Here is a 23,660-nt window from a genome sequence, read left to right as displayed (position 1 = left end):
ACCCGCAAAGATCTCCGAAACAGCCCGATCTAACCTCTCGGTTCACGACTTCCGCTGTACGTCCGTGCAGGTCCGCCACGGTCCAGGGCGTTCGCTCACCTGCGAAATGCTCCGAACCGGGGCTCGATGTCAGCAGTTCTACCCAACTTGATATCGGTACCACAATGCGGACCGACCGATCGATTCATCATCCGCGCCTCAGCCCATCGACTCGGCGGATGCCGGGCCCCACGACGCCAACATCGGAAGTGCTCGAGCAGTAGACGACTCGGGCTCGACGGTGTAAATGATCAAGCGTTGCTCCGGATCGTGCGGCGACACGAGCGATTCGATGCCGAACGAGAGACGGCCGACCACGGGGTGAGCGATCTTCTTGTCGACGGACGTGCGATCCGCCACACCGTGATCATTCCACCACCGGGCGAAGTGTTCACTTGCCGAACGTAATTCGTCGATCAGAACCGTCAATCGCGCGTCGGCGACGTGACGACCGCCCTCGTAGCGCATCGCCCCTACCGCGGCCGACGCGTAATCGGACCAGTTGACGATGCGTTCCCTCGCACGTGGGTCCAGGAAGAGCCAGCGCACCAACACGGCGCCCGCGTCTATCTCTGCCCCCAGGACCGCCCGCGCCAGCGTGTTGCACGCCAGGATTTCCGACCGGCGCCCGAGGACGAGCGCAGGAACGTGGTCCATGATGGTCAGCACCCGCAGAAGGCCGGGATCGGGACGCTGCGCAGACTCCCACGTACTCGAGCGTTTCCGGCGAAGCGGAGCGGCGAGATTCCGCAGGTGTGCGTCCTCGATCCGGTCGAGGCGCAGGGCCCGGCTCAAGGCGTCGACGATGTCGTCGGTGACCGTGTGCTGGCGGCCCTGTTCGAGCCGGCTGTAGTGGTCGGGGCTCAGTCCTGCGAGCACCGCAAGTTCCTCCTTGCGGAGGCCCGGAACGCGCCGCGGTCCGGGGAACGGCGCAATCCCCGCCGTTGCCGGGGTGAGTGCGTCACGTCGTGACCGGAGGAATGCCCCGAGTGCGGATCTGTCTGCTGGCACCTTGGTCAGACTACGGAGAGACCGCTTCCTGCGCCTGGTCGTGCCGTGACCAGGCAGCGCTCGCCCTGGTGCGATACGGAACCGGACGGTGAACTGGTCTTCATGAGCAACCCACTGAATTTGTCCGACCGCACCGCCGTCGTCACCGGTTCGACGAGCGGGATTGGCGCCGCTACCGCCCGCGAACTCGCAGCCCGTGGCGCTCGCGTCGTGATCACCGGGCGTGACGCCGAACGTGGTGCGCATCTGGTCGCCGAGATCGAAGGCGCCGGCGGATCCGCCGCGTTCGTGAACGGCGATCTCGCCGCGTCACCTGCCGACCTGCGTGCGCTGGCAGCCGCGTGGACCACCGCTCTCGACGGGCGGGTCGACATCCTGGTGCACAACGCGGCACTGTGCCCCGCCGTCGACACCGTCTCCCTCACCGACGCCGATCTCGAAGCGACACTTGCCGTCAACATCCGGGCACCGCATGTCCTGACTGCTGCCCTAGCGCCGGCAATGGCCGAACGAGGCAGCGGCGCGATCGTGGTCGTCGGGTCGTGGATGGCCACGGTGGGCCATGCATTCGTCGGCCTGTACTCCGCCACCAAGGCGGCCGAAGCTCAGCTCGCTCGAAGCTGGGCCGCCGAGTTCGGACCACGAGGGGTGCGAGTGAACACCGTCGCGCCGGGCGCCACCCGAACTCCGATCAACGACTCCAGTAGCGACGTCATCAGTCAGATGACGGCCGGCATTCCGGCGGGACGTCCGGGTAGGCCGGAAGAGATCGCGTCGGCCATCGCGTGGGTGGTCTCCGACGAGGCGGCTTACCTGCACGGGGCGACGATCCCGGTGGACGGTGGCATCACCGGAACCCGTTAGGCGGCGGACGGAGAGTCACCACAGCGATTCATCGAACTCAACTTTCCCGACCGGGGGACGGTCAGGCCAGTTGCAGGCTCGGAAGGGAAGCGTGGTTCCGGACTCCGATGCCAGCGCATCGAGGTCGTCGAGGGTTCGGTCGGCGAGGACCACTCCGCCGTCCACCGAGTTGCGTCCTGCGGCAACGTCTTCGGCCTCACCTGGGTAGTAGATGCGGTCGTTTCCGTGCGCGAGTGGAGTGGAGTGCACTTCGTCGATCAGTCCTTGCACGGCGGCGAGGTACTGATCCGACGGGTCGGCGCTGCGGACGTCGAGGTGACACCGAGGCTAAGGGTTACGGACGAATGTGCTTATCTAAGAACATCTTCAGCGCCGGCGACGACCGCAGTGGCGGAGGATCCGGCCGCAGCCACCGTCACCCTCTCGACGACCGATCGGGCACGTCTTCTGTAGTCGTTCTCGGCGCGAACGGCCCTGATAGTCCGAAAACGGTGTTCGCGAAGCGCTGTCCCATGAGGGCGTGGGCATCGGTGTCGGGATGCAGACTGTCCGGAAGTGGTTGGCGCCGTTCGTCATCCTCGCCGAAGAGCACTCGCCCGTCGAGGTAGTGGAGGTTCGGATCGTCCGATCGACTCTCGACGATCTGAGCGAGCGCGTCACGGATCACGCGAAGTGTCAGTCGTCCGAAGGCGGTATCGCCCTCCGTACCCGTCGCCCGGAATCTTACGGAGCCGGCGGCGAATGCCTCGGGATCGAGTGCCCCGGGGCCGGGCGTGTGCTCGTGGATCGCGCAGTGAATCGGCGAAACCAGCAGCAACGGTGTGGTGGGGTGCCCGTCGCGGACAGTGTCGAGGAACCCGTGAACGGCGGGAACGAACGAACGAAGGCGCATCGCGTCGAGATTGACGACGTTGATGCCCAGTTTCACGCTGATGAAGTCCGCGGGGGAGTCCCGCACGACGCGAGCCATGAACGGATCGACGAGGGCGCTGCCCCCGAACCCCAGGTTGCGCAGCCGAACGCCGGCACGACGGGCCGCGACGACAGGCCAGATGCGCGTGGGGCTCGCGGCGTTGGAACCCTGGCTGATGGAGCTGCCGTGGTGCAGCCACCTCGGTCCACTCGTCGGAGCCGGGTGCAGAACTGCGTCAGCTGACAGGGAGACCAGATCCACCTGTTCGTTGTGGGGGAGCCAGATTTCGATCGTCTTCTCCCCGGCCGGCAGGTCGGTGAGGGTGATGCATTCGGTTGTTCCCGGGTGAACCGTGCTTGTCCCGGTGGTCGGATCGATCTCGACGGTGTCACCACCCGAGAGCACGTGCGACTGGTGAACCGAGCCGTCGACCACCACGTCGACGGCGCCCCGGTCGCGCATCACACCCCGGTAGGTCATGCGCGTGGTGTGGACCTCGACGACCATCGTGACGGCGGTCGTGCGCGTAGCGATACGTACTCCGGACGGTTGCGCCTCCATCATCGCGAGCTGCGGATCCGCGTCGCGTTGCCGGACTGCGCGGGGCAGACGGTGCGGGCGTACCCCGCGTTCGACCTGCTCGAGCTCGGCTGCACCGAGAACGAGGTCGTCGGTGAGCGGTGCGGCAATCATGCTGTCCGAGGCTACCTAACGGTGTTCAAGGGCTACCGAACGGTGTTCAGGACAACCGCGGCGCTCTCGCTCACCGCGGCGTCCTCGTACGGTGCCGAGGGGTCGTTCTTCCGTGTCAGCACCGTCAGGACGAGTGGGGGACGGCCGGGTGGTGTGACGACGGCAATGTCGTTTCGCACGCCCCCGGCGCCACCCGACTTGTCGGCCACCGTCCATCCGCTCGGCGCCCCTGCACGAACGAGTGCATCGCCGGTGGCGTTTTCGCTCATCCACTCGACCAGAGTCGCTGCGTCGGCATCGGTGGACGAGCCGTCACCTCGCAATGCGGCCAGATTCGCCGTGAACGTGTCGGCGGTGGTGGTGTTTGCGGTGCTGTCGGGTTCGACCGTGTTGAGGCCCGGCTCCACGTCGACGATGTCCGTGACGTCGTCACCGAGTCGGGAGAGAGCAGCATCGAGTTGTGCGGGACCGCCGATCCGGTCGAATACGAGGTTGGTCGCCGTGTTGTCGCTCGCCCGCACGGCCGCTTCTGCCAACTCGGCCGCAGTGAGTCCGGTGTCCAGACGTGCCGTGGTCACCGGTGAGTAGCCCGCGCGCTCGATGTCGGCCGCGGACCACCTCACGATGTCGTCCCGAGCGTCCTGAGGAGTTCGTCGCAGGAACTCGGCTGCCAGGAACACCTTCACAGTGGAGGCGAAACCGAAACGTTCGGCACCGCGATAGCTGATCGTCTCTCCGGTCCCGGTGTCCAGGAGGCTGACACCCACCGTCACGTCGTAGCGATCCTCGACAGCCTGTAGTTCGGTCGAGAAGTCCTCGCGCACTGCTTGGTTCGACGTGGGATCCGTCGAGACAGGCACGCCTCCCTGGTCACCCCCCGAGGGAGCGCAGGCGGTGAGGGCCAGAGCGACGACAGCGAGCGCGGCGCACGGTCGGGCCGGCATGTGCCGCGGTACTCGACTCGTCACGCCAGTGCGAGGAACAGCTTTTCCAGTTCCGCTTCGGTCATGGGTTCCTTGTTGTCGGCGGTGGCACCGGTCATGCATTCGCGCAGTCCCGTGGCGACGATCTTGAATCCTGCCTTGTCGAGTGCGCGGGAGACGGCGGCGAGTTGGGTGACGACCTCCTTGCAGTCGCGGCCGTTCTCGATCATCGAGATGACCCCGGTGAGTTGGCCGTTGGCGCGTCGGAGCCGGTTGAGTACCAGTGCGATGCTGTCTTCGTCGCCGATCATGTGAACTCCTGTCAGAATTACTGTGAGACTCCGATGGTACCCCCGGGGGCATCGAGGTCTCAGCTTTCGGGTGTCGGCTGCTCGGCGAGTGTTGCGATGGCGGCGCGGAGCTTGGTCGCGGCGTCGCGGGCGACGTCGCCGAGTGCGGGCTCTCCGGTTGCGTCGACCATGATGTCGGGGTTCATCGCGTCGACGATGATCACATCCGCGTTGTCCGGGTCTTCGCGGACGACGACGTTGCACGGGAGCAGCAGTCCGATCTGTCGCATGATGCCGACGGCGCGGTGGGCCAGGGGCGGGTTGCACGCGCCGAGGATCAGGTAGCGCTCCATGTCTTCGTCGAGCTTGGCTTTCATGGTGGCCTGCATGTCGATCTCGGTCAGCACGCCGAATCCCTGCTGTGCCAGGGCGTTGCGGGTGCGTTGGACGGCGGTGTCGAAGTCGGTGCCGGTCAGGGTGGTGGTCAGTGCGATGCTCATGAGGAATCTTTCGTGGGGTCAGTGGGAGGAGCTGATGGACGGGAGAGCTCTGCGGAGCCACGTGGGCGACCACCAGGCGGCGGACCCTGTCACGCGCAGCAGGACGGGCAGCAGGATCAACCGGATGAGCACAGCGTCGAGGAGGACGGCGACGCCGAGGATGATGCCCATCTCCTTCGGCGGGAGCGGGTCGGCGAGGGCGAAGGTGAAGAACACCGCCACCATGACCGCGGCGGCGGCGAAGATGACCCGTCCGGAGTGGGCGAGGCCGTCGATCATGGCCGTCGTCGCGTCGCCGGTGCGCTCGAAGTGCTCCTTGGCGGTGGCGAGGAGGAACACGGTGTAGTCCATGGCGATGGCGAAGATCATCGCGAAGAAGAACACCGGTCCCCACCCGTTCAGGAAGCCCTGCGGGGTGAATCCGAGCAGCGAGGCGCCGTGTCCGTCCTGGAAGATCAGCTTGGCGACGCCGAACGCGGCGGCGGTGGAGAGCAGGCTGACCGCGGTGCCGAGGAAAGCGATCAGGGGTGCTTGCAGTGCGACGAGGAGCAGCACGAATCCGAGGATCAGGATGATCGTGACGACGAGCGGTAGGTAGTCGTTCAGTGCCTGCTGCAGGTCGAGGTTCTCCGCGGGGGCGCCGCCGACCAGTGCCGACTCCGGAAGCTGACCGCGGAGGTCGGCGAGGATGGTGCCCATCGACTCGTCGGAGGGGTCGACCGTCGGAATCGCTTGCAGGAGTGCGTAGCCGGAGCCGTCGGCGGCGGGTTGCGGTGCGGTGACCATGGCGATGCCGGGCACCTGCGCCGCCGCGGCGGCCGTGTCGGCGGCGTCGGAGTCGGGGACGACGATCTGCAGTGCGCCGGGGGCGCCGTCACCGAACTGCTGCTGGACGAGGGTGTAGCCCTGCCGCACGGGTGCGTCCTCGGGGACGACGGAGATCGACGGCATCGCGACCTTCAGGCCGAGGACCGGCAGTGCGAGTGCGACGAGGACGCCGATCGAGGCGAGCGCGAACGGCCACGGGTGCTTGTGCAGGAGTGCGCCCCATGCGGCGAACATGGGTGAGCGGTGCTGCTGGCGCTTGGCGTAGGGGAGGGACGCGGCGTTGACCTTCGGTCCGAGCGCACCGAGGGCGGCGGGGAGCAGGGTGAGGGTGGCGAGCAGGACGAAGGTGACGGCGAGCATGATGCCGACCGCCATGGTCCGCACCGCGGGGGCGGGAACGATCAGCACGGCGGACAGGCTCACCAGGACGGTGAGTCCGGACAGGACCACGGCCTTGCCGGCGGTGTCCATGGTCTCGGCGACGGCCGCGCGGGGATCGCGGGAGCGCAGGGCGTCGCGGAAGCGGGCGACGAGGAACAGGGCGTAGTCGATGCCGAGTGCGAGCGCGAACATCATGGCGAAGTTCATGGCCCACACCGAGATCGGGGTGATCTCGTTGAGCAGGACCAGCCCGCCCGCGGAGGCGACGAGGCCGGCGATGGTCAGCAGCAGGGGTAATCCGGCGGCGACGAGTGAGCCGAACGCGAGGACCATGATGGCAAGGGTGACGGGCCAGGAGATGAGTTCGGCCTGGATCATCGCGTCGTGGTTGGCCTTGTTGAAGTCCGACCACAGCGCCGATGCGCCGGTGGGATAGACCTCGATGCCGTCGCCGGAGAGTGCGGTGAGCTGGTCCTTGACGTCGTCGACGGCGGCGACCATCTCGTCGGTGGTGCCGTCGGCCCCGGCAATGAGGATGCCGGTGCGCCCGTCGGGGCTGATGGTCATCCCCGGCTGCGGGGGCACGATCTCACCGAAACGAGGATCGCCGGTGAGGATGGCGGTGGCCTCGGCGAGAACGGCGGTGGAGGCTGGGTCCGTCAGCGCACCGGAGTCGCTGTGGACGACGACCTGCACGGCGGCGGAAGAGTTGCCGCCGAAGTGTTCCTCGGCCAGCTCGCGGACCTGGACCGATTCCGATCCGTTCGCCTGCCATCCGGCGCCGGCGAGGGACGAGAACACCGACGGCGCAACGGATCCGAGGGCGATCAACAAGATCAACCAGGTGCCGAAGACCCAGCGGCGGCGGGTGACCATGGCCGCGCCCCACCGGCCGAGGCGGCCGGGGGAACTGTCGTGGTGGTCGCCAGGTCGGGATTCGGCGACGGTGTCGGACTGGGACACGATGTACTCCTATACGGGTGGGGGTATCAGAACGGCCGAACTGCGCCCACGGTGCCACATACGAGGGGGGGTATGCAAGTACCCCCGGGGGTATCAAACTATGTCGCTGTGCTGTCGGGACTATGCTCATCCGGGTGCGTAGCGAGAACCGTCATGGCGCCAGGTGCGCCTGAGCAGACCGTTCACCCAACGAAATGTGTTGACCAGCAGCTGCGATTGCTGGTTTCACGGGAGTAGCGCAAGTCGGTATGAACCGAGGTGGACGCCAATAACCGATCGTGCAGCAGAGGAAGTTTCGGCAGTCCAGATGAATGGACGAGGCGGGTGGTCGACGCCGGGTGAGCGAGCGGTCTTCCGTCTACTCCCGAAAAGAGGCTTTGGAATGCCTTAGAACTGCATGAACTCTGTTGCGCGGCCACGACGGCCCGGTCGCGATCAGACCGATTGCCGTCCCGCACAGGATGAGCACACCGACATTCTCGATCGGAATTACAGGATCACCGGATGTGTGCTGCGCTCGTTCAGCGAAGTAGCTCTGACCGAATTGGAACGCCGCCAACACCGCTACGACGACCGCGGCCCATCTGTTGCGACACCGCGATGCGAACAGCGCGGCCGCCAGCAAGGCTTCGGCGAAGGCCATGGCAGCCAACGCAATCCACAGCGATGTTTCGAAAATGTCCAGTCCTGTCCACGAGACCACTATGACGAGGACGAGCCCTGCGGTTACACATTTCTTCATTCACGCCTCCAGTTCTGAGCTGCCTGTCCTCGACGTTCGCACATCGGTTCGGCCGATGACAGAGTAGAAACCCCTACTGTCCCTGCGCGGGGGTCGGGAAGTCGTCGATCCGAGTCGGTATCCGACGCGAATCTCGACATCCGGACACGATGAGCCCCGACAGGCCGACCAGCCGCTCACGACTGATCGACGCTGAACTGGGTGTCTTGTCGTGAAGAAGCAGTCGACAGAGGTGCGAATCACGACTAGCGGGATCGGTGTCCTGTCGACAGGATTGCCGCGATGACAGCTCCGACGAGCAACAGCATCATGACATCGTTGCTGCGATCCGCGGCCGCGGTGTCACTCCACGTCGACACGCGCACGATGACCGCGAGTAGGTACAGTCCGACAGTCGCAGATCGCCAGTAGCCCACAACTCGGCAACTGTACGTGCCAATACGCCCACGCACGGCAACAATTCTCGAACGCCTCAGCTGGACAGCCGCTTCGGGTCAATCGCCCTTTCGGGAGGTACGCGACATGGTGTCCGCGTTCTCGAGGTCGAAGCTGGCGGACTCGAGGCTCAGTCGTCGAATCTGGAGCAACGCTCGTTCGATGATGACGGTGCCCACGATCATGGTTCCGACAGCGGCCGCGCGGTCCTTGCTCGCCCTGGCGTAGGCGACTTCGCTTCTTACTACGGTCTCGGCATGGTCTGCGGCAGTGTCGAAGTCCGACATCGACACCGGTATGCCGAATCGGCGCATCGTGGTGATGAGTTCCGCAAGTCGGTGATGCGCAGGCGCAGCCGGGTCGACGTGCCAGTGCCGGGCGGTCATCCATGCCTCCACCTCGTCGCGCGCGGCAACCAGGTCCGGATCGGTATCGGAGGCGGTACGAGGGTCGCCCAGGCCGTGCGTCACGGCGCCGAAGGTGTCGTGCAGCGTCACCGTGTCGTCGTCCACCGCAGCCAAGGTGGCGCGCACACGCGCAAGCGGCAGTTCGCCGATCTCGGTCATCGAGCGAATGAGCCTGAGTCGACGCACGTGCGATTCCCCGGAGTCCACCTGATTCGTCGCCGTCCGCACTCTGCCTCGCAGCAATCCTTCGCGGAGGTAGTACTTGATCGCTGAAATGGGCACGCCCGAGCGCGTGCTCAGTTCGGCGATCTTCACGACCGGGGCCTTGACATCACAATCGGAGACGAGCCATATCCATTATGGATAGCTGAGGTTTCTAATTTGCTGAGGGGCGCTTCCCGCCCATATGCGGGTGTCGCCCGAAGTTGAGCTTCCGCAGTAGACGAATAGGCGACCGCCGACAAGGGTGTTCACTCGGGTGAACCCGTACCCGCAGAGGAGAATTGCATGGTTGCACTGCCCTGGCTCGCGGGCCCCCAGGACGCGAAGGGACTCGACACCGCTGTCGTCATGGCGTCGCGATTCGAGCTCGCCTCCACCCGGCACGTCATGCAGTTCAGGTCGCGTCGCTCCGCATACATCGTCAGGTGCGCCGATCCGACGGAGCGATAGGGGTAGCCCTGATCGCGAGGCCGCTGCGTCGTGAGTTCTACACACTCAGCTCCTGGCGAGACCGCGACGCGGTCGATGCAATGCGTGCTCGCCGCCTGCGCCCTCGGCACGCGCACGGCTACTCTCGGACCGGTGACCTCGACGTGGACGACCGCAGACATCCCGGATCAGACGGGGCGGCGTTTCGTCGTGACCGGCGCCAACAGTGGCTTGGGTGCGGCCACGGCGCGAGCCCTGGGTGCTCGTGGGGCGGAGGTGGTACTCGCGTGTCGCAATACCGACAGGGGAGAGGATGTCGCCCGCGAGATCGGGCCGACTGCGACCGTTCGCGAGCTCGATCTCGCCGATCTGGCCTCCGTGAGACGCTTCGCCGACGCGACCGAGCCCTTCGACGTCCTGGTCAACAACGCCGGTGTGATGGCGTTGCCGCACAAGACGACGGCTGACGGTTTCGAGATGCAGTTCGGGACCAATCACCTCGGGCATTTCGCGTTGACCGGACTGCTCGTCGACCGCATCTCCGACCGGATCGTCACACTGTCCAGTCTCGCGCACACGAGCGGAGACATCTCGATCGACGACCCCAATTTCGAGCACCGCCGCTACAGTCGTTGGGCTGCCTACGGCCAGTCCAAGTTGGCGAATCTGTTGTTCGCGTACAAGCTCCAGCGGCGCCTGTCGGAAGCGCGCTCCTCGGTCGTCTCCGTCGCGGCGCATCCCGGCATCTCGTCCACGAACCTGGCGTCCCACACCGAGTCTGCCCTCGACAAGATCCTCTCGTTCGGAGCGGGCGTCATCGGTCAGACCTCGAATATGGGAGCGTTGCCGCAGCTGTACGCGGCCACGGCCGCCGGCGTCGAGGGAGGCTCATACATCGGACCCGACGGTTTCCGGGAGATGCGTGGCCATCCGACTGTCGTCTCGTCCAGTAACCGTTCGCGCGACCTGAAGCTCGCGACCGCCCTGTGGAATCTGTCCGAGCAGCTGACCGGGGTGAGCTACACGAGCCTGCGCCGGGACCCGCCGATTGCCTGAGGGCTCCACGTCCCTGGGGGCCGCGGGGTTCCCGTCTCGGCGGGACACCGACGTGGCTTGTGCATTCACGATGCCCTTGGCGCGTTCGAGCATCGCCTACCCGGTTCCGCCTACGCGCGCGTTGTAGCGACCGGTCGCATCCGGACACGCTGCCGAGATGCCGTTCACCGGCAGTCGCGTAACAGCGGAAACCGTTTCTCCGTTCGCCGCCACGCGGGGTTCCGTCAACGTCACGCCGCCTGTGGTCGGGGTGATCTCGAAACCCCACACCATGCCATTCTCGGTGATCCGGTACGAGATCTCCCGATTGGGCTCGAAAGTCACCATTTCGCCGGTGGTGGGCCACACCAGCAGGCCACGCTTGTTGATGTTGATCTTCTGATGCGCCGACATCCCCTGTCCAGCATCCGATCTCACCTCCAGGGCAACACCGCTCGTGACCGACGTGCCGGCGCCGATTACACGAAGGTGGCAGCGAAGGTCAGGAACACCACGAACAGTGCCGCTCCTCCGAGTGCTGCGCCGATCACGGCGTCGCGCCCGTTGGTCGCAACGCCGTCCTCGTCGCGGCACAGGCCGATCCACCCGCACGCGACGGCGAGGACGCCGGCGGGGACTGCGACGTAGTCGCCGATGAGCGGAATGAAGGCGCAGACCAGAGCGACTATTCCGGCGACGAGAGCGGTGTTGCCGGCGCCGTTGCGATACACCGGTCGGCCGGGCGGTGCTTCAGCCATCGGTGGGTCTCTCCACTGCGCAGAGTGAACTCATCCGGGGTATCGGTCTCTGGTCCGAACGATCCGGCGACGAAGCATGCTCGCGGCGGCCACGCTGAAACCGTACGCCGAACACGATCGGTACAGCGCCGGTGGCGTTCACGGTGCGGCCGGCCTATGAATCGACTGTCGTCTCGAGACCCGAGAGGCTCGATGCTTCGATGCCGCGGCCTGCCTCTGAATGTTCGAACCTACGGTCGAAACGAAGAGGCTCACATAGGTTGGCATGTGTGATTCCCGCCTCATGGCGGTCGGTGGTCCGCGATTTGTCCGGACAATAGTGGGGGTGACCTCACCTATGGCTCTCAGTCGTGACACAGCAGTCGGCCCCGAAGCCCGGTTGTCCTGGATATTGTCCGGCCTCGCCGGGATGGTCGGGGCTGTCGCATTCCTGCATTCCGCCGGATACTTCGTGACCTTCATGACCGGAAACACCGAACGTGCGGTCGTGGGTCACTTCGGCGAGCCCGCCGGCAAGGAGGTGGCGCCGGGTGCATCACCCTGGGCGGCCCTCGCTCTGATGGGATCGTTCCTGCTCGGCGTGGTCATCGCATCGATCTGTCGACGGCGATACTGGTCCAATCACCCGCACGGCGCCACCGTGGTGACGACGATCGCCCTCGCGGCTGCCGGACTGATCGATATCGCTCTGTCCGGATGGTCGTCCGCCGACGTCAATTTCTATCCGATTCTGCTCATCGCTTTCGCGCTGGGCGCGCTGAATACCGCCTTCACGAAGAAGGAGGAGACCTACATTCCTCTGAGTTATGTCACCGGGACCGTCGTCAAATTGGGGCAAGGAATCGAGCGCCACCTGTTCGGTGGCGGAACCCGCTACGACTGGCTCTGCTACGTCATGCTTCTGGGATCGTTCTCGCTCGGCGGCGCCTTCGGCGCTTTCATCGGCGTCGTCATCACCGGCCCCCAGGTGCTTCTGATTGCCGCGGCCATCAGCTTCGGTGCCACGCTCTTCACGTTGACGCATACCGAGCGCCAGTCGGTCTTCGGCTGACCTTCTACGCCTTACGAATCGAGGGCGGGGTACTGAACCCCGGCCGTCTCGTGACTACCGGACACTGCCCACTTTCGCAGGCGCCGGTCGGTGTCGTGCGACTCGAGGTAGGCGGCCTCTACGCGTAGCCGAGCCGAAAGCACGGATGCATGCGGCAATTCACCAAGACGCGAGTGCGTCAGCCATCGCCTTCGTGACGCCGGGATCACTGGTGAGTGTCCAATCGGCTTCCCCCAGCTTGGCGAAGTCGAACCACAGGACTCCGGACACGTTCTCCGACGACAGATACGCCGAAAGATCGCCCGTCCAGGTTGCCTTATCCCCGTGGCGGTCACCTGATCCTGTTTCGTAGACCCATACCGGCGCGGAAGGAGCGATCATGTCGACGGTCGACAGGATCGGACCGAACACTTCGGCGGGTGTCTGCCAGAAAGCGCCCGATGCACCGCCGTTGTATCCGTCGACGCCGATGACGTCGACGTAGGCATCTCCCGGATATGCCGCCCTTGCCGCGTCGAGCCCTGCTGGTCGTTCGGACGAGCCGCCGACCGACCACACCCACTGAACGGCGGTGGCGCCTGCACGAAGGAACACGTCGTGCACGTGGCGGTAGGCGTCACGGTAGTGCTCTGCGGTGGTGCCCCCGACGCCGACGGCCCACGGGTACCACGTGCCGTTCATCTCATGGCCGAATCGGATCTGCATCGGTTTGCCGAAAGTCGCTGCTGCGCGCGCCCACTCTTCGATGTACGGGTCGAATGTCCCTGCCGCGCAACGGCGGCATCCACGCCCGATTCGAGCCCTTCCGACGACAAGCCGAGAACTCGCGAACTCGGCACCGGGCTGCTGCAGGACACCACAAGACACGAGGTCGACAGGAGTACAGACGACCTTCGAGTGTGTCTTGCAGAATGGCGTCCCGGGCACCCGCCCGCTATTCGTCGGTCGATGTGTTCCTAACGAGCGCGGGCGAGGATCTCCGCGTAGTGGACAACACCTTCACCCATGTCGCCGACCTGAACAGTCATGGCCCGGGGGATCTTGGTGGGTCGCCTTCGTTGGTCCCGGTCGACGGCAGTCGGGAGTTGATGGAGGTGACGATGGTGTGCGCGGTTGTCACCAGCGTTGTGCGCTGACGGGCTGTCAGGTTCGCGGTGGTGACGTCGTCCAGTTCGCGCCACATCGCGGCGATCGGCTCGCGCATCGATTCACCCTTCGCGGTGAGGTGGTTGACCGATACGCGGCGGTCGTGCTCGGCGGGTCGGCGCGTGAGCAGCCCGGTGTCCTGCATCCGTCGTAGCGCCTTGGACATGGTCGAGTGGTCGACGCCGACATTCGCCACAAGCTCGGACTGTGTCTGACCGTCTCGTTGATGCAGGTGCATGAGAATCAGTTCTTGCCCGGGGTGAAGGTCGAGACGCCGCAGCAGTGCTGAGGCGTAGCTGCGGTGGGCGCGTGCTAGTTGGAAGATCGAGTAGCTCACGTTCCCTTCGACGAAGACGGTTCCTGGAGGCGGTGCTGCGGAGTCAGGCATGTCTCTATTCTCGGCTCACAAGGTCGGGTAGTCGGTGTACCCGACCTCTCCTCCGCCGTAGAACGTGCTGGGGTCGGGCTCGGTGAGCGGGGCACCACTCCTCAGCCGGGCCACGAGGTCGGGATTGGCCAAGGTGAGGCTGCCGACGGAGATGACATCGGCGACTCCGCTGTCGACGTCGGCGACGCGGGTGGCGATGTCGGTGCCGGCGCGATTGAGGATCAGTGTCGTCGGCCACAGGTCGCGGAGGCCGGTGAGTAGAGCATCGTCGCCGAAGTGCATGACGTGCAGGTATGCAAGGCCCAGCGGCGCCAGGGCGCCGACGAGTGCCGGGTAGAGCTCCCGGGTGTCGGATTCGGCGATGTCGTTGAGGGTGTTGCCGGGAGAGATGCGGAATCCGGTTCGATCGGCGCCGATGTCGTCGGCGACGGCTGTTGCGACCTCGACGGCGAAGCGGATCCGGTTGTCGAGCGAACCGCCGTAGGTGTGGGTGCGGTGATTGGTGTTGTCGGAGAGGAACTGATGGATCAGATATCCATTTGCTCCGTGGATCTCGACGCCGTCTGCGCCGGCTGCAATCGCCGCGGCGGCGGCCTCGCGGAAGTCGTCGACGGTCTGCGAGATCTCCCGACCGGACAGTTCCCGAGGCTGAGGGATCTGCTGCATCCCGGACGCAGTGAACATCGACGCTGCGGGTGTGATCGCCGACGGTGCTACCGGTTGACGTCGGTGGGGAGTGTTGTCGGGGTGCGAGACACGTCCGACATGCATCAGCTGGATGACGATCTTGCCGCCGGCTGCATGGACTGCGCTGGTGACCTGGCGCCACCCGGCGATGTGGGCGTCGGTGTAGATGCCAGGGGTCAGCAGGTAGCCCTGTCCGTCATCCGACGGTTGGGTTCCCTCGGTGATGATCAGGCCGGTCGAGGCGCGTTGGGCGTAGTAGAGGGCGTTGAGCTCGGTCGGAACGCCTTCGGGTGTGGAGCGATCGCGGGTCATCGGGGCCATCGCCAGGCGGTTGGCGACTTCGGTGCCGCCGACGGTTGTCGGTGACCAGAGAGCGTCGTACATGGGATTTCCTGACGTGTGGTGGGGGTGTGCCATCGGGGGAGCGGGTCGAGGCCGCTCGGAGCGTGGCGAGGTCAGTCGATTGTCAGAGCGAGCTTGCCGCGGGAGTGGCCCGCATCGCTCGTGTCCTGGGCGGCAGCGGCCTGCTCGAGCGGATAGGTGTTGACGGTGGTGACGAGAGTGCCGGCGGCTGCGTCACGGGCCAGCTCGCGCAGGCGTTTCGGCGAGCGCGGAGTGGGGCCGCTCACGAACGGGATACCGAGCTCGCGGGCGCGGAAGTCCGCGATGGTGGCGATCCGCTCGGTCCCGCCGCGAAGTGCGATCGAGTCGTCGAGCGCACCTCTGCCCGCCAGGTCGAACACCGCGTCGACGCCGTAGGGGGCCAAGGCCTTCACCCGGTCGACGAGGCCCTCCCCGTACTCAGTGGCGACTGCGCCGAGTGAGGTGATGTAGTCCTGGTTCGCCGGCCCGGCGGTCGCGATCACTCGGGCACCGCGCGCCGTGGCGAGCTGGATGGCGATGGTGCCCACCGCCCCGGAGGCACCGTGCAGCAGAACCGTCTCGCCCGCAGCGACTTCGAGTAGATCGAGAACCCGCTCGGCGGTCGCTCCGGCGATAGGCAGCGCCACCGCCTGTTCCCAGGAGAGGTCGGCGGGTTTGATCGCCACAGCGGAGTTGCCGGCGAGGGCGTACTCGGCATAGCTCCCGGTGTCCGACCAACCGAACACCTCGTCTCCGACGACGATGTCGTTCACGTCCGGACCGACGGCGTCGACTATGCCGGCGACCTCGAACCCGGGTGTCGACGGCAGCGAGGTGGTGATGGCGCCGGACATCTGGCCCGAACGGATCTTGCCGTCGAGGGCGTTGACCCCTGCGGCCCGCACTTCGACGCGCACCTGGCCGGGGCCGGGCTGCGGGATCTCGATGTCTGCAAGGTGCAGTTCTGCGGTGGTACCGAATCGATCGAACTGGATGGCTTTCACGAAGTCTCCTCATTTATTTGGCTAGCCACACGTTAGCACAATTATGTGGCTGGCCAAGTAATGACTGCTGCTGACGGCTGCTTCGACTCGGTCGGGTGACAGTGAGGCCGTCCAGGTCACACCGGCACGTGGCGCACCCCCGGAACCCGGACCCGTTGCGACAACCGGCCTCGAACATCGGGGGCATGATTCAAGCAACTGAAACAGCGGTGGACTGTCCGCGGCAGCCTGGAAACATTGTCTGCTCCCGATAATGTGGACAGCACCGGGCGCTGCGATCGAGCACCGCGAGCGCGGGCGTCGGTGCGCACCGTGTGGTGCCGAGTTGGGACACCGCGCAGCGCTGTGTGCGATAGTTTCTCGGACGTGCACCTTTCGGAAACCGCCGCGATCAGGCTGATCGGTTCGCCTCGGGTTCAGGGGATTTCAGGTGTTGTCGACGTGCGCGCGTTCGGTGGTCCGCGGTGCGCGACCGTGTTCGCATACCTCGCCATGAACAACGGGCGAGCCGTCCTCTACGGAGAACTGGCGACTGCTGTCTGGTCGAAGGATCGCCCGACCACCTGGGCCGCAGCTCTGCGAAGTGTCATCTCCAAGGTCCGCCAACTGCTCACCGAGTCCGACGTTCTTGCCGGGTCGACTCTTACCAGTAGGTCCGGGGCACTTCTTCTGTCGTTGGCTCCGTCGGTGCAGGTCGACCTGGACCTCGCTCGGCGACATCTCGAAGTCAGCGAGGACAGTGCTGCGCTCGATCGTGCGCATCGGGCCTCTCGACTGTTGGGGCTGCTCGCCGCGCCGGCGCTCGAAGGTCTGCACAGTCCGTGGGCGGACGAGGTTCGCGGCGTGTTCGACCGGATTCGATTGCGCGCGCTGGAAGTCGATGCAGTCGCGGCAGCGGAGCTCGGGCGCCACGACCATGCGCTACGGAGGTCGCAGGAGCTGCTGGAGGCGGATCCGTTCTGCGAGGAGGCGTATCGGGTAGCAATGCGTTCCCACGCTGCGCTCGGGAACAGAGCTCGGGCACTGGGTGTGGCGCAACAGTGTCGTACCGTGCTGGCGAACGAGCTCGGTGTCGAGATGTCGGCGGAGACACAGGCCGTGTTCTCGGAGCTGCTGGTCGACCCGGTGCCTGTCTCCCTGGCACCCGTCGATGTGGTCCCTGATGGGCCCGAAGCGGGAGAACTCGCCGGCTCGGATGCGGCTGCAGTGGCCGTGTCCCGTCGGTTGGATGCGAATGGTCCGGGGACCGTCGTGGTGGGGGTCGAACGAGAACTTCGCATGATCGAGAATGCGATAACGGCCGCGTCGGCGGGTCGGGCACAGTTGGTCGTCGTCGCCGGTGACGCGGGTGCGGGAAAGACGACATTGGTCGCCGAAGCTGTCCGCCGCGCGGCTGTCACCGGAGCCGATGTGTTGGTGGGGCGGTGCAGTATGAACGCTCTGATTCCGTTCGAACCGTTCATCGATGCGTTCGTGCGGGAATCCGACCCTCATACGGGTGGTTCCCCGTCGACGGGGCAAGGTGAAAGTGCAGGACAGACGATTCTGTCGATGTTGACTACCGGATGGGGTGGCTCGGAGAAGTGGTCGGCGGAGGGGCCGGAAGCAGACCACCGCTCGATGCTGGTGGCTGCGGTAGAGCATTGGCTGACCGGGCCCGACCGAGGTCCGGTGACGGTATTCGTCGTCGACGACCTGCAGTGGGCATCGCCCGCAACGCTGTCGGTTCTGCGGTATCTGTTGCATTCTGCCGCCCACCGACGACTGTGCGTGGTGGTGACCGTGCGCGGCGCCGGCCGCAGTCACAGCAGCACCGACGCGCTGCGCTCGGCGCTTCCTCCGTCCGAGGTGACGTCTGTCGGTGTCTCCGCTCTCGCTGTGGAAGACGTCGCCGAGTGGGTGCGGCGCGTCGGCAGTGACCTGGACCCTCTGTGGCTGCACGGGTGGACATCGGGGTTGCCGATTCTGGTCGAGGCGGTGCTCGACGCGCGTCGCCGAGACCCCGACGGGCCGTCTCCGTCGTCCGTCGACGACGCAGTGCTCTGGTTGCTGAATCGGCTGACATCCACGGCGAGAGACATTGTCACCGCCTGCGCCATCGCCGGGTCGAACACTGCCCGCGAGGTGGTTCGACACGCCGTCGATTGCACCGATCTGCAATTCGTCGCAGCCTTGGACGAGCTGATGGATGCGGGCCTGGTCGGCGCTGTCGAGAACGCGTTGACGATGCGCCACGCGCTGATCGTCGATGTCGTCGACGGAACCGTCTCCGGGACAACACGTGCCGCGGTCCATTCCGCGCTCGCCGTGGCCCTGATCGCGGTGGGTGCCACCTCGACAGTCGACCAGCTGGCACGAGTGGCGGATCACCTCGAGCGCGGGCTGGACGCGGATCGCGCGGCGTCCGCCGACTTCCTCCGCCGTGCGGGGGACCGGTCGTATGCCGTTGCGGCATACGAAGATGCCGCCGAGTTCTACCGTCGCGCGTTGGCCGCGTCGATTCCTCGTGGGCACACCCGCACCCGGTGCGAGCTTCTCATCGGACGGGGGCGGGCGCAGCGGCGGGCATTGGATCGTGAGTACCGCGCCACACTGTTCGAGGCCGTCGACATGGCCCACCGTCTGGGCGATCTCGACCTACTCGTCGATGCCCTGACCTCCGACGTGATCGACGGCATCGCGCTGTTCCAATTGTACGAACCGGATTCGACGCGGCTGAGCCACCTCTACGCGGGCCTCGACGCCCTCGAGCGCGCCGGGCGCGGTACGACCGCGGCGGTCGCGGAACTGCTGACGCAGACCACCGAGGAGATGACCTGGACGTCCTCGGGCTGGTCACGCCGAGCCGCACAGCTGGCGCGGGCAATGCAGATCGGCCGGTCCACCGACCGCGGCGCGCTGATGCACGCCCTCCGCGCCGTGCTCACGGGACTTCGCGTGCCTGCATATCGCGACGAGCGCCGAGCTGCTGTGGCGGAATTGCAGATGCTCGTCGATACCGAGCAGCGTCCCCTCGACCCATCGCTGGCAGTCACTCTCGCCAGAGCCCACCTGGAAATGGGGGACACCCACGCAGCTGGTGATGCCCTGGATATGGTGTCCGCCTCCCGCCTGGCGATCGACACGGAGGCGTCGTGGACGGTGCACTACATGCGCGTCGGTCTCCTCGTGACCGCCGGCGATCTGGGTCGCGCGGAGACCATTTTCGACGACGCCGTCCGCGAACCTCCACCCGCCCCGATGGGTCTCCACACATGGGGTCGAGACAAGACTGCACTGCTCCAGTTGCGTATGTTCCGCGGCGGCCTCGGTGAGATAGCCGCCATGAGGGAAGACATGGCACCGAAGTTCGACGCCATTCCTGCCTACCGAGGCGCTATCGCACTGTCGCTGTTCGACATAGGCGATGTCGATGGTGCCCGAGATATCGTGGGGTGGTTCGCCTATGGGCGCCTCAGTGCAGTTCCCGACGGCATCCTGTGGCTCGCCACCGTCGTGCTGGCCGCGCGGGCGGCCGCCTTGACACGCGTCACCTCGGTCTGTGAGGAGGCACTCGATCTGCTGGCCCCTTACGCAGAGCACACCATCGTGCTGACTCCCGGTGTCCTAGGGGTCGTCGATCACCATCTGGCGCACGTCTGCATGGCGCTGAGACGGTGGGACGAGGCCCGGAGCCATGTCGTGAAAGCCCGAGAACTTCATGGGCAGCGAGGGTTCCGCGTATGGGAGGCCGAGAGTCTCCTTCTGGCGGCGCAGATCGACATCGCGTCCGGACGAGAGATCGACCCCGAACACTTGCAGGCGGCGCGTTCGATCGCGTACCACTGCGGTGCCACCGCACTGCTCGACAGAATCGACGACATGCAGGTGCCGTGCGAGCAGTGATCAGGAGTAGACGACGGTAGCGCTGTCAGCGCCGCGCACGCCGTCGGCGGTGCAGCCCATACGGATACCGGTGTAGCCGGGCACGATGTAGTCGGGCTCCCCGGCGCATCGCGTCCAGGCGGTCGTGGTGGGGTTGCCGCTCGACGGGGCGAACATGACCACCTGGAAGTTGCCGGTGTACCGATCACGACTGCCCTCCGACCGCAGAGTGAGACGGAAGTTTCCGGTGGCCGTCGAGCAGCTTCCGCTCTTACGGAAGGTGAAGGTTGCCGTCCTGGTGCTGGGGAACGCGTCCTGCTGCTCGAAGAACCCTTCGGATGACAGAAACACGCAGCTGTTGTACGCCCCCGGATAACCGAACTCGAACTGCGCTGACGTGAAAGGAACGCTGCCCGTGTACCTGAAGGTGACGGGGTAGCTGAAGCCTGCGGTGGATCCCGGTGGGTCGGTGGGAGAGCCGAAACCGGACGATCCGAAGTCGATGCCGTCGAGTATGTCGCTCACCGGAGAGGCTGACGCGGGTGCAGTGGCCAGCGTCGAGGTTGCCAGCACGGCCAGCGCACCGAGGAACGCGCGCCGCAGGGGACGTCGACCTACTGCGATTGTCGTCATCGGAGACCTTTCGGGAGAGGGGATCATGATGCGACGACGAGGCCGACGAGCAGGCACGTCGCTGCCGCAGCAACGGCGAAGGCGATGGTCATGGGCCGAACTCGTCGCACCGAAGTCCAGAGGACCGCTGCGACGACAAGGGCGATGCCGGCGGCGGCGATGACCGAAGCGCGCCCGGAGCTGATGGGGAGCGCGTTGATCAGGACCCAGGCGACGACGGGCCCGAGCACGATGCCGACGATCACCTGCAGGACGACGGCGGGGGCCCGGCGGGTGGGACTCGAGCCGGTCATGCCGGACGCTCGACGACTTCGAGGAGTTGCATCATGCCGTGATCCTCGTGGAAGAGGATGTGGCAGTGCATCACGAACTGGCCGGTGAAGTCCTCGAATCTGTGACGAATGGTGAGTGATCCGAACGGTGGGAGCATCGCGGTGTCGCGGTAATGCTGTTGGTCGACGGGTTCGTCGTTGATGGCGACAACCTGGAAGTCGTTGACGTGGATGTGAACCGGATGCGGTTCGTAGGTTCGGTTGACGAAGTGCCATTCCTCGGTGTCGCCGAGGATCATCGTCTCGTTGACGACGTGGTGATCGAAGGTGGTGCCGTTGATGTAATACATGAAGTGGCCCATGTCGCCGGTGCCGCGGGGTTCGAGTTCTTCGAAGACGAATTCCCGACGGCGGTCGATGGTGGCGGTGCGAAGGTCGTCGAACGGCAGAAGTGTCGTAGGCAGAGACGCGGGCTGCTGGGTGCCGCCGCGGGAGACGAGGTTCATCAGCGGCATCGGCGCGGGGACCATAGAAGAGTAGTAGGGGCCGAATTCTTCCCAGCTCAGTGAGCGGAGTTGGTAGGTGCCGGTGTTGGCGCCTTCGATGAGGACGTCGGCGCGTCCGCCGGGAATGACTTCGATGATGTCGTGGCTGGTGACGGAGGTGAGTGCATCCCCGTCGACGGCCAGCATGTGCATGCGGTGGCCGTCGAGTTGCAGGCGGAGGAACAGCGAGCTGGCGTTGATGATGCGCCAGCGTTGAATTTCCCCGGGCGCGATGTCGGTGGTGGGTTGGTAGGTACCGTTGATCAGGGTTTGTTGTAGGTCGTTCGAGCTCTTGTCACCGGGGACCATCTCACCGTCGATGATCTGGGTCTGGCTGATCACCAGAAGGCGCTCGGGGCGGTCGGCGACGCCGGGAAGGTCGTCGAGTTCGCCGCGCACGACGAGTGCTCCGAACAGGCCGCCGAAAACCTGTGTGTCGCTGAGGGTGTGCTGGTGCGAGTGATACCAGAACGTGCCGGCGGAATGGTCGGCCGGGAGATCGTAGGCGTAGTCGAAAGTGTCGCCGGGTTCGATAGCCAGCAGGACGTCGTCGCTGGGTTGCTTCGGCGAGACATGCCAGCCGTGGGTGTGGAGATTGGTGGCTTCGTCGATGTCGTTGATCAGCGCGACCTCGATGCGGTCGCCGGGGCGCACGTCGAGGGTGGGGCCGGGGTAGGTGCCCTCGTAGGTGACGGCTCGAATCCTGCTGCCGCCGAGTGCCACATCGCTGTCGGCCACTCGTAGCTGGGTGGACAGAGTGCCACCATTGCTGCGCCGTACCTCGGGTTCGAACCACGTGATGGCGTCGGCGTCCGGTTCGGATGCGCAGGCGGTGAGGGTGGTGCCGGCGAGGAGGGGTAGCCCGAGGAGTGCTGTGGCGGCGCCGAGGAATTGTCGACGGTTCAAGGCACTACGCGCGGATGCCGGGTCAGCCATCGGTGGGCTCCTTGGTGATGGTGGCGGTGCGGGTGACGGGGTCGACGCCGTCCGCGGTCCAGGTGACGTCGATGGTGTGGCCGGGTGCACCGTCGCAGGCGAATACGACGGAGGCGCCTATGCCGGTCGGCCCTCCGGCCGGAACTTGATAGGGCAGTCGGTCTTCGATGCCGGCGGGGAGGACGCGTCCGTCGAGGGTGATTTCGACAGCGGTGGCAGAGGGGGCGGTCCACCCCACTGTGACGAGTGCACGGGGTGGTGTTTCGTCCAGGCATCCGAAGGTGGGCAGGACGGTGAAGTCGGCGACCTCGATCGCAGACCCGGGCGTCGGCGACGATGATGCGGGTTGCGCAGTACGGGTGGGTACGGGTACGAACCCGGCGCGATCCTCGGAGTCGGCAGAGCATGCTGCGGCGAGCAGCGCCGCTGCCAGAATGGTCATGGACACCAGTGCACGTGGTGGTGAATGTCGCCGTCCCGCTGGGGCTTGCATGAAGTTCTCCTGGTGCTCATCGGTGGTGGCGCGAATACCCCCTACCCCGCGGAGGGGTAGGGGGTATTCGCAGTTGGTACTGGCTCAGCTGCCGAAGATGCCGGACAGATCGTCGAAGAAGTCACCGAAAAGGCCGCCGTTACCGCCGGTGGGGGGAGAGACGATGTCGAGGTTGCCGCTGAGGTAGAAGTCCTGCCACGCATCGCCGGTCAGGCCGGGGCCGTCGCCGTCGACTTTCAAGAACAACTTCTGTCCAGGGCGTGCCAAGGTTCCGAATTCGGGGACGTTGAACTCGGTGATGGTGAAGTCGCCGGATCCGCGGCTTGGAATGGTGCCCTTGACCACCGACCCGGCCTTGGTCGTGAACACCAGCTCCGTGCCGCCGGGGTACCCGCCGTAGTACACGCGGCCATCGATGTTGTTGAACCCGGCGGTGTGCCCGGCGTCGTAGAACCCCGAGTCCTCGCAACGACTTCCTTCGTAGCTGAACCTAGCGTTGCGGTAGCACCGCGGGGAGCCCTGCGGTCCGTCGGCTACGCGGATGTGTGTGTTGAAGTATTTGGTTTGCGCTGTCGACTGGACAGGGTCCGCCGAGGCAATGGCAGTGGGTGCGACGAGGGAGCCGGTCATGGCGGCCGCGACAGCGATGGCGGCCGCGAGAATGCGGAAACGACGGATCATGGAAGTCCTTCGACTGTGAGTCATCCCAGTGGGTTCGGCTCAGGTGTTGATGGTGGTCGGCGAAACTCTGATTGACGACTGCAATTTTTTTGCAATGTCACAAAGTGTCGGAGGATATGACCAGATCAGCTGACACGGCGATGGAGGCGTGCCGAGTCTTGACG

Annotated in this window: 24 protein-coding genes; 5 read left to right on the top strand and 19 right to left on the bottom strand. The window is 65.6% G+C overall.

The window, feature by feature from the left end:
- Positions 1-198 precede the first annotated feature (198 nt).
- Positions 199-1,050 carry a helix-turn-helix transcriptional regulator gene (locus tag ASG64_RS05820; RefSeq protein WP_056070887.1) on the bottom strand — a complete coding sequence of 284 codons (852 nt, stop codon included), beginning with the start codon at positions 1,048-1,050 and terminating at the stop codon, positions 199-201.
- 102 nt (positions 1,051-1,152) lie between these two features.
- Here ASG64_RS05820 and ASG64_RS05815 point away from each other — a divergent pair, with 102 nt between their 5' ends.
- Positions 1,153-1,914, top strand: a complete 762-nt coding sequence (locus ASG64_RS05815; RefSeq protein WP_056072774.1) for an SDR family NAD(P)-dependent oxidoreductase — start codon at positions 1,153-1,155, stop codon at positions 1,912-1,914.
- A gap of 415 nt (positions 1,915-2,329) precedes the next feature.
- On the opposite strand, the gene ASG64_RS05805 is transcribed toward ASG64_RS05815, so the two are convergent.
- The 7 genes from ASG64_RS05805 to ASG64_RS05775 form a co-directional block, all read right to left on the bottom strand.
- Positions 2,330-3,520: a GDSL-type esterase/lipase family protein gene (locus ASG64_RS05805; RefSeq protein ID WP_056070881.1), complete on the bottom strand. Its 1,191-nt coding sequence runs from the start codon at positions 3,518-3,520 to the stop codon at positions 2,330-2,332.
- 32 nt (positions 3,521-3,552) lie between these two features.
- Positions 3,553-4,380 carry a class A beta-lactamase gene (gene bla, locus ASG64_RS05800; RefSeq protein ID WP_162245362.1) on the bottom strand — a complete coding sequence of 276 codons (828 nt, stop codon included), beginning with the start codon at positions 4,378-4,380 and terminating at the stop codon, positions 3,553-3,555.
- Positions 4,381-4,484: 104 nt separating this feature from the next.
- Entirely contained in the window at positions 4,485-4,754 is a 270-nt protein-coding gene (locus ASG64_RS05795; RefSeq protein WP_042574340.1) for a metal-sensitive transcriptional regulator, read from the bottom strand.
- Between the two features lie 59 nt (positions 4,755-4,813).
- Positions 4,814-5,233 (bottom strand): DUF302 domain-containing protein, encoded by a 420-nt coding sequence (locus ASG64_RS05790; RefSeq protein ID WP_056070877.1) that lies wholly within the window; start codon positions 5,231-5,233, stop codon positions 4,814-4,816.
- A gap of 18 nt (positions 5,234-5,251) precedes the next feature.
- On the bottom strand, positions 5,252-7,405 hold the full coding sequence (locus tag ASG64_RS05785; RefSeq protein WP_056070874.1) for an MMPL family transporter: 2,154 nt from the start codon (positions 7,403-7,405) through the stop codon (positions 5,252-5,254).
- A 358-nt stretch (positions 7,406-7,763) separates the two neighbouring features.
- On the bottom strand, positions 7,764-8,147 hold the full coding sequence (locus tag ASG64_RS21765; protein WP_056070871.1) for a hypothetical protein: 384 nt from the start codon (positions 8,145-8,147) through the stop codon (positions 7,764-7,766).
- A 494-nt stretch (positions 8,148-8,641) separates the two neighbouring features.
- Entirely contained in the window at positions 8,642-9,304 is a 663-nt protein-coding gene (locus ASG64_RS05775) for a MerR family transcriptional regulator (RefSeq protein ID WP_056070868.1), read from the bottom strand.
- A 192-nt stretch (positions 9,305-9,496) separates the two neighbouring features.
- Between ASG64_RS05775 and ASG64_RS21455 the strand changes: the two genes are divergently transcribed.
- Together ASG64_RS21455 and ASG64_RS05770 are read left to right on the top strand one after the other, a co-directional pair.
- Positions 9,497-9,661: a hypothetical protein gene (locus ASG64_RS21455; RefSeq protein WP_156388260.1), complete on the top strand. Its 165-nt coding sequence runs from the start codon at positions 9,497-9,499 to the stop codon at positions 9,659-9,661.
- A gap of 132 nt (positions 9,662-9,793) precedes the next feature.
- A complete protein-coding gene (locus ASG64_RS05770; protein ID WP_056072769.1) occupies positions 9,794-10,696 on the top strand; it encodes an oxidoreductase in 903 nt (300 codons plus the stop codon).
- Between the two features lie 96 nt (positions 10,697-10,792).
- Here the strand turns inward: ASG64_RS05770 and ASG64_RS05765 are convergent, their stop codons facing one another.
- The gene (locus ASG64_RS05765; RefSeq protein WP_156388259.1) at positions 10,793-11,113 is read right to left on the bottom strand and encodes a hypothetical protein; all 321 of its coding nucleotides are present in this window, start codon (positions 11,111-11,113) and stop codon (positions 10,793-10,795) included.
- A 41-nt stretch (positions 11,114-11,154) separates the two neighbouring features.
- On the bottom strand, positions 11,155-11,433 hold the full coding sequence (locus tag ASG64_RS05760) for a hypothetical protein (RefSeq protein WP_056070862.1): 279 nt from the start codon (positions 11,431-11,433) through the stop codon (positions 11,155-11,157).
- 337 nt (positions 11,434-11,770) lie between these two features.
- Between ASG64_RS05760 and ASG64_RS05755 the strand changes: the two genes are divergently transcribed.
- A complete protein-coding gene (locus ASG64_RS05755; RefSeq protein ID WP_056070859.1) occupies positions 11,771-12,484 on the top strand; it encodes a YoaK family protein in 714 nt (237 codons plus the stop codon).
- Positions 12,485-12,643: 159 nt separating this feature from the next.
- Here the strand turns inward: ASG64_RS05755 and ASG64_RS05750 are convergent, their stop codons facing one another.
- From ASG64_RS05750 to ASG64_RS05735, 4 genes are all read right to left on the bottom strand, one after another.
- Positions 12,644-13,351: a glycoside hydrolase family 26 protein gene (locus ASG64_RS05750; protein WP_268793316.1), complete on the bottom strand. Its 708-nt coding sequence runs from the start codon at positions 13,349-13,351 to the stop codon at positions 12,644-12,646.
- A 157-nt stretch (positions 13,352-13,508) separates the two neighbouring features.
- The gene (locus ASG64_RS05745) at positions 13,509-14,018 is read right to left on the bottom strand and encodes a MarR family winged helix-turn-helix transcriptional regulator (protein WP_056070854.1); all 510 of its coding nucleotides are present in this window, start codon (positions 14,016-14,018) and stop codon (positions 13,509-13,511) included.
- A 15-nt stretch (positions 14,019-14,033) separates the two neighbouring features.
- Positions 14,034-15,089, bottom strand: a complete 1,056-nt coding sequence (locus ASG64_RS05740; RefSeq protein WP_056070851.1) for an alkene reductase — start codon at positions 15,087-15,089, stop codon at positions 14,034-14,036.
- A 71-nt stretch (positions 15,090-15,160) separates the two neighbouring features.
- Positions 15,161-16,072, bottom strand: coding sequence for an NADP-dependent oxidoreductase (locus ASG64_RS05735; RefSeq protein WP_056070847.1), 912 nt, complete (start codon positions 16,070-16,072; stop codon positions 15,161-15,163).
- Positions 16,073-16,513: 441 nt separating this feature from the next.
- Here ASG64_RS05735 and ASG64_RS05730 point away from each other — a divergent pair, with 441 nt between their 5' ends.
- Entirely contained in the window at positions 16,514-19,957 is a 3,444-nt protein-coding gene (locus ASG64_RS05730; RefSeq protein WP_056070844.1) for an AAA family ATPase, read from the top strand.
- On the opposite strand, the gene ASG64_RS05725 is transcribed toward ASG64_RS05730, so the two are convergent.
- The 5 genes from ASG64_RS05725 to ASG64_RS05705 all read right to left on the bottom strand — a co-directional run bounded on the left by ASG64_RS05725 (position 19,958) and on the right by ASG64_RS05705 (position 23,496).
- Entirely contained in the window at positions 19,958-20,569 is a 612-nt protein-coding gene (locus tag ASG64_RS05725) for a hypothetical protein (RefSeq protein ID WP_056070841.1), read from the bottom strand. It abuts the gene before it with no gap.
- A 23-nt stretch (positions 20,570-20,592) separates the two neighbouring features.
- Positions 20,593-20,862 carry a hypothetical protein gene (locus ASG64_RS05720; protein WP_056070838.1) on the bottom strand — a complete coding sequence of 90 codons (270 nt, stop codon included), beginning with the start codon at positions 20,860-20,862 and terminating at the stop codon, positions 20,593-20,595.
- The gene (locus tag ASG64_RS05715) at positions 20,859-22,322 is read right to left on the bottom strand and encodes a multicopper oxidase family protein (RefSeq protein ID WP_082518102.1); all 1,464 of its coding nucleotides are present in this window, start codon (positions 22,320-22,322) and stop codon (positions 20,859-20,861) included. Before ASG64_RS05715 ends, ASG64_RS05720 begins: the two co-directional genes overlap by 4 nt.
- Positions 22,315-22,764: a hypothetical protein gene (locus ASG64_RS05710; RefSeq protein ID WP_156388258.1), complete on the bottom strand. Its 450-nt coding sequence runs from the start codon at positions 22,762-22,764 to the stop codon at positions 22,315-22,317. Before ASG64_RS05710 ends, ASG64_RS05715 begins: the two co-directional genes overlap by 8 nt.
- A 135-nt stretch (positions 22,765-22,899) precedes the next feature.
- Positions 22,900-23,496: a hypothetical protein gene (locus ASG64_RS05705; protein WP_056070828.1), complete on the bottom strand. Its 597-nt coding sequence runs from the start codon at positions 23,494-23,496 to the stop codon at positions 22,900-22,902.
- Between the last annotated feature and the right edge of the window lie 164 nt (positions 23,497-23,660).

Origin of the sequence: Rhodococcus sp. Leaf247, assembly GCF_001426185.1 — a bacterium.
Lineage (GTDB): Bacteria > Actinomycetota > Actinomycetes > Mycobacteriales > Mycobacteriaceae > Rhodococcoides.
The sequence above is the reverse complement of the archived record's forward strand: the minus strand, read 5'-3'. Positions and strand labels throughout refer to the sequence as shown.

What these genes read in the sequence shown, in the direction of transcription:
- ASG64_RS21765 (WP_056070871.1), bottom strand. Translation starts at nt 8,147, where the DNA reads ATGAAGAAATGTGTAACCGCAGGGCTCGTCCTCGTCATAGTGGTCTCG.
- ASG64_RS05740 (WP_056070851.1), bottom strand. Translation starts at nt 15,089, where the DNA reads ATGTACGACGCTCTCTGGTCACCGACAACCGTCGGCGGCACCGAAGTC.
- ASG64_RS05805 (WP_056070881.1), bottom strand. Translation starts at nt 3,520, where the DNA reads ATGATTGCCGCACCGCTCACCGACGACCTCGTTCTCGGTGCAGCCGAG.
- ASG64_RS05755 (WP_056070859.1), top strand. Translation starts at nt 11,771, where the DNA reads ATGGCTCTCAGTCGTGACACAGCAGTCGGCCCCGAAGCCCGGTTGTCC.
- ASG64_RS05760 (WP_056070862.1), bottom strand. Translation starts at nt 11,433, where the DNA reads ATGGCTGAAGCACCGCCCGGCCGACCGGTGTATCGCAACGGCGCCGGC.
- ASG64_RS05710 (WP_156388258.1), bottom strand. Translation starts at nt 22,764, where the DNA reads ATGACCATTCTGGCAGCGGCGCTGCTCGCCGCAGCATGCTCTGCCGAC.
- ASG64_RS05795 (WP_042574340.1), bottom strand. Translation starts at nt 4,754, where the DNA reads ATGATCGGCGACGAAGACAGCATCGCACTGGTACTCAACCGGCTCCGA.
- ASG64_RS21455 (WP_156388260.1), top strand. Translation starts at nt 9,497, where the DNA reads ATGGTTGCACTGCCCTGGCTCGCGGGCCCCCAGGACGCGAAGGGACTC.
- ASG64_RS05725 (WP_056070841.1), bottom strand. Translation starts at nt 20,569, where the DNA reads ATGACGACAATCGCAGTAGGTCGACGTCCCCTGCGGCGCGCGTTCCTC.
- ASG64_RS05705 (WP_056070828.1), bottom strand. Translation starts at nt 23,496, where the DNA reads ATGATCCGTCGTTTCCGCATTCTCGCGGCCGCCATCGCTGTCGCGGCC.
- ASG64_RS05715 (WP_082518102.1), bottom strand. Translation starts at nt 22,322, where the DNA reads ATGGCTGACCCGGCATCCGCGCGTAGTGCCTTGAACCGTCGACAATTC.
- ASG64_RS05745 (WP_056070854.1), bottom strand. Translation starts at nt 14,018, where the DNA reads ATGCCTGACTCCGCAGCACCGCCTCCAGGAACCGTCTTCGTCGAAGGG.
- ASG64_RS05720 (WP_056070838.1), bottom strand. Translation starts at nt 20,862, where the DNA reads ATGACCGGCTCGAGTCCCACCCGCCGGGCCCCCGCCGTCGTCCTGCAG.
- ASG64_RS05790 (WP_056070877.1), bottom strand. Translation starts at nt 5,233, where the DNA reads ATGAGCATCGCACTGACCACCACCCTGACCGGCACCGACTTCGACACC.
- ASG64_RS05815 (WP_056072774.1), top strand. Translation starts at nt 1,153, where the DNA reads ATGAGCAACCCACTGAATTTGTCCGACCGCACCGCCGTCGTCACCGGT.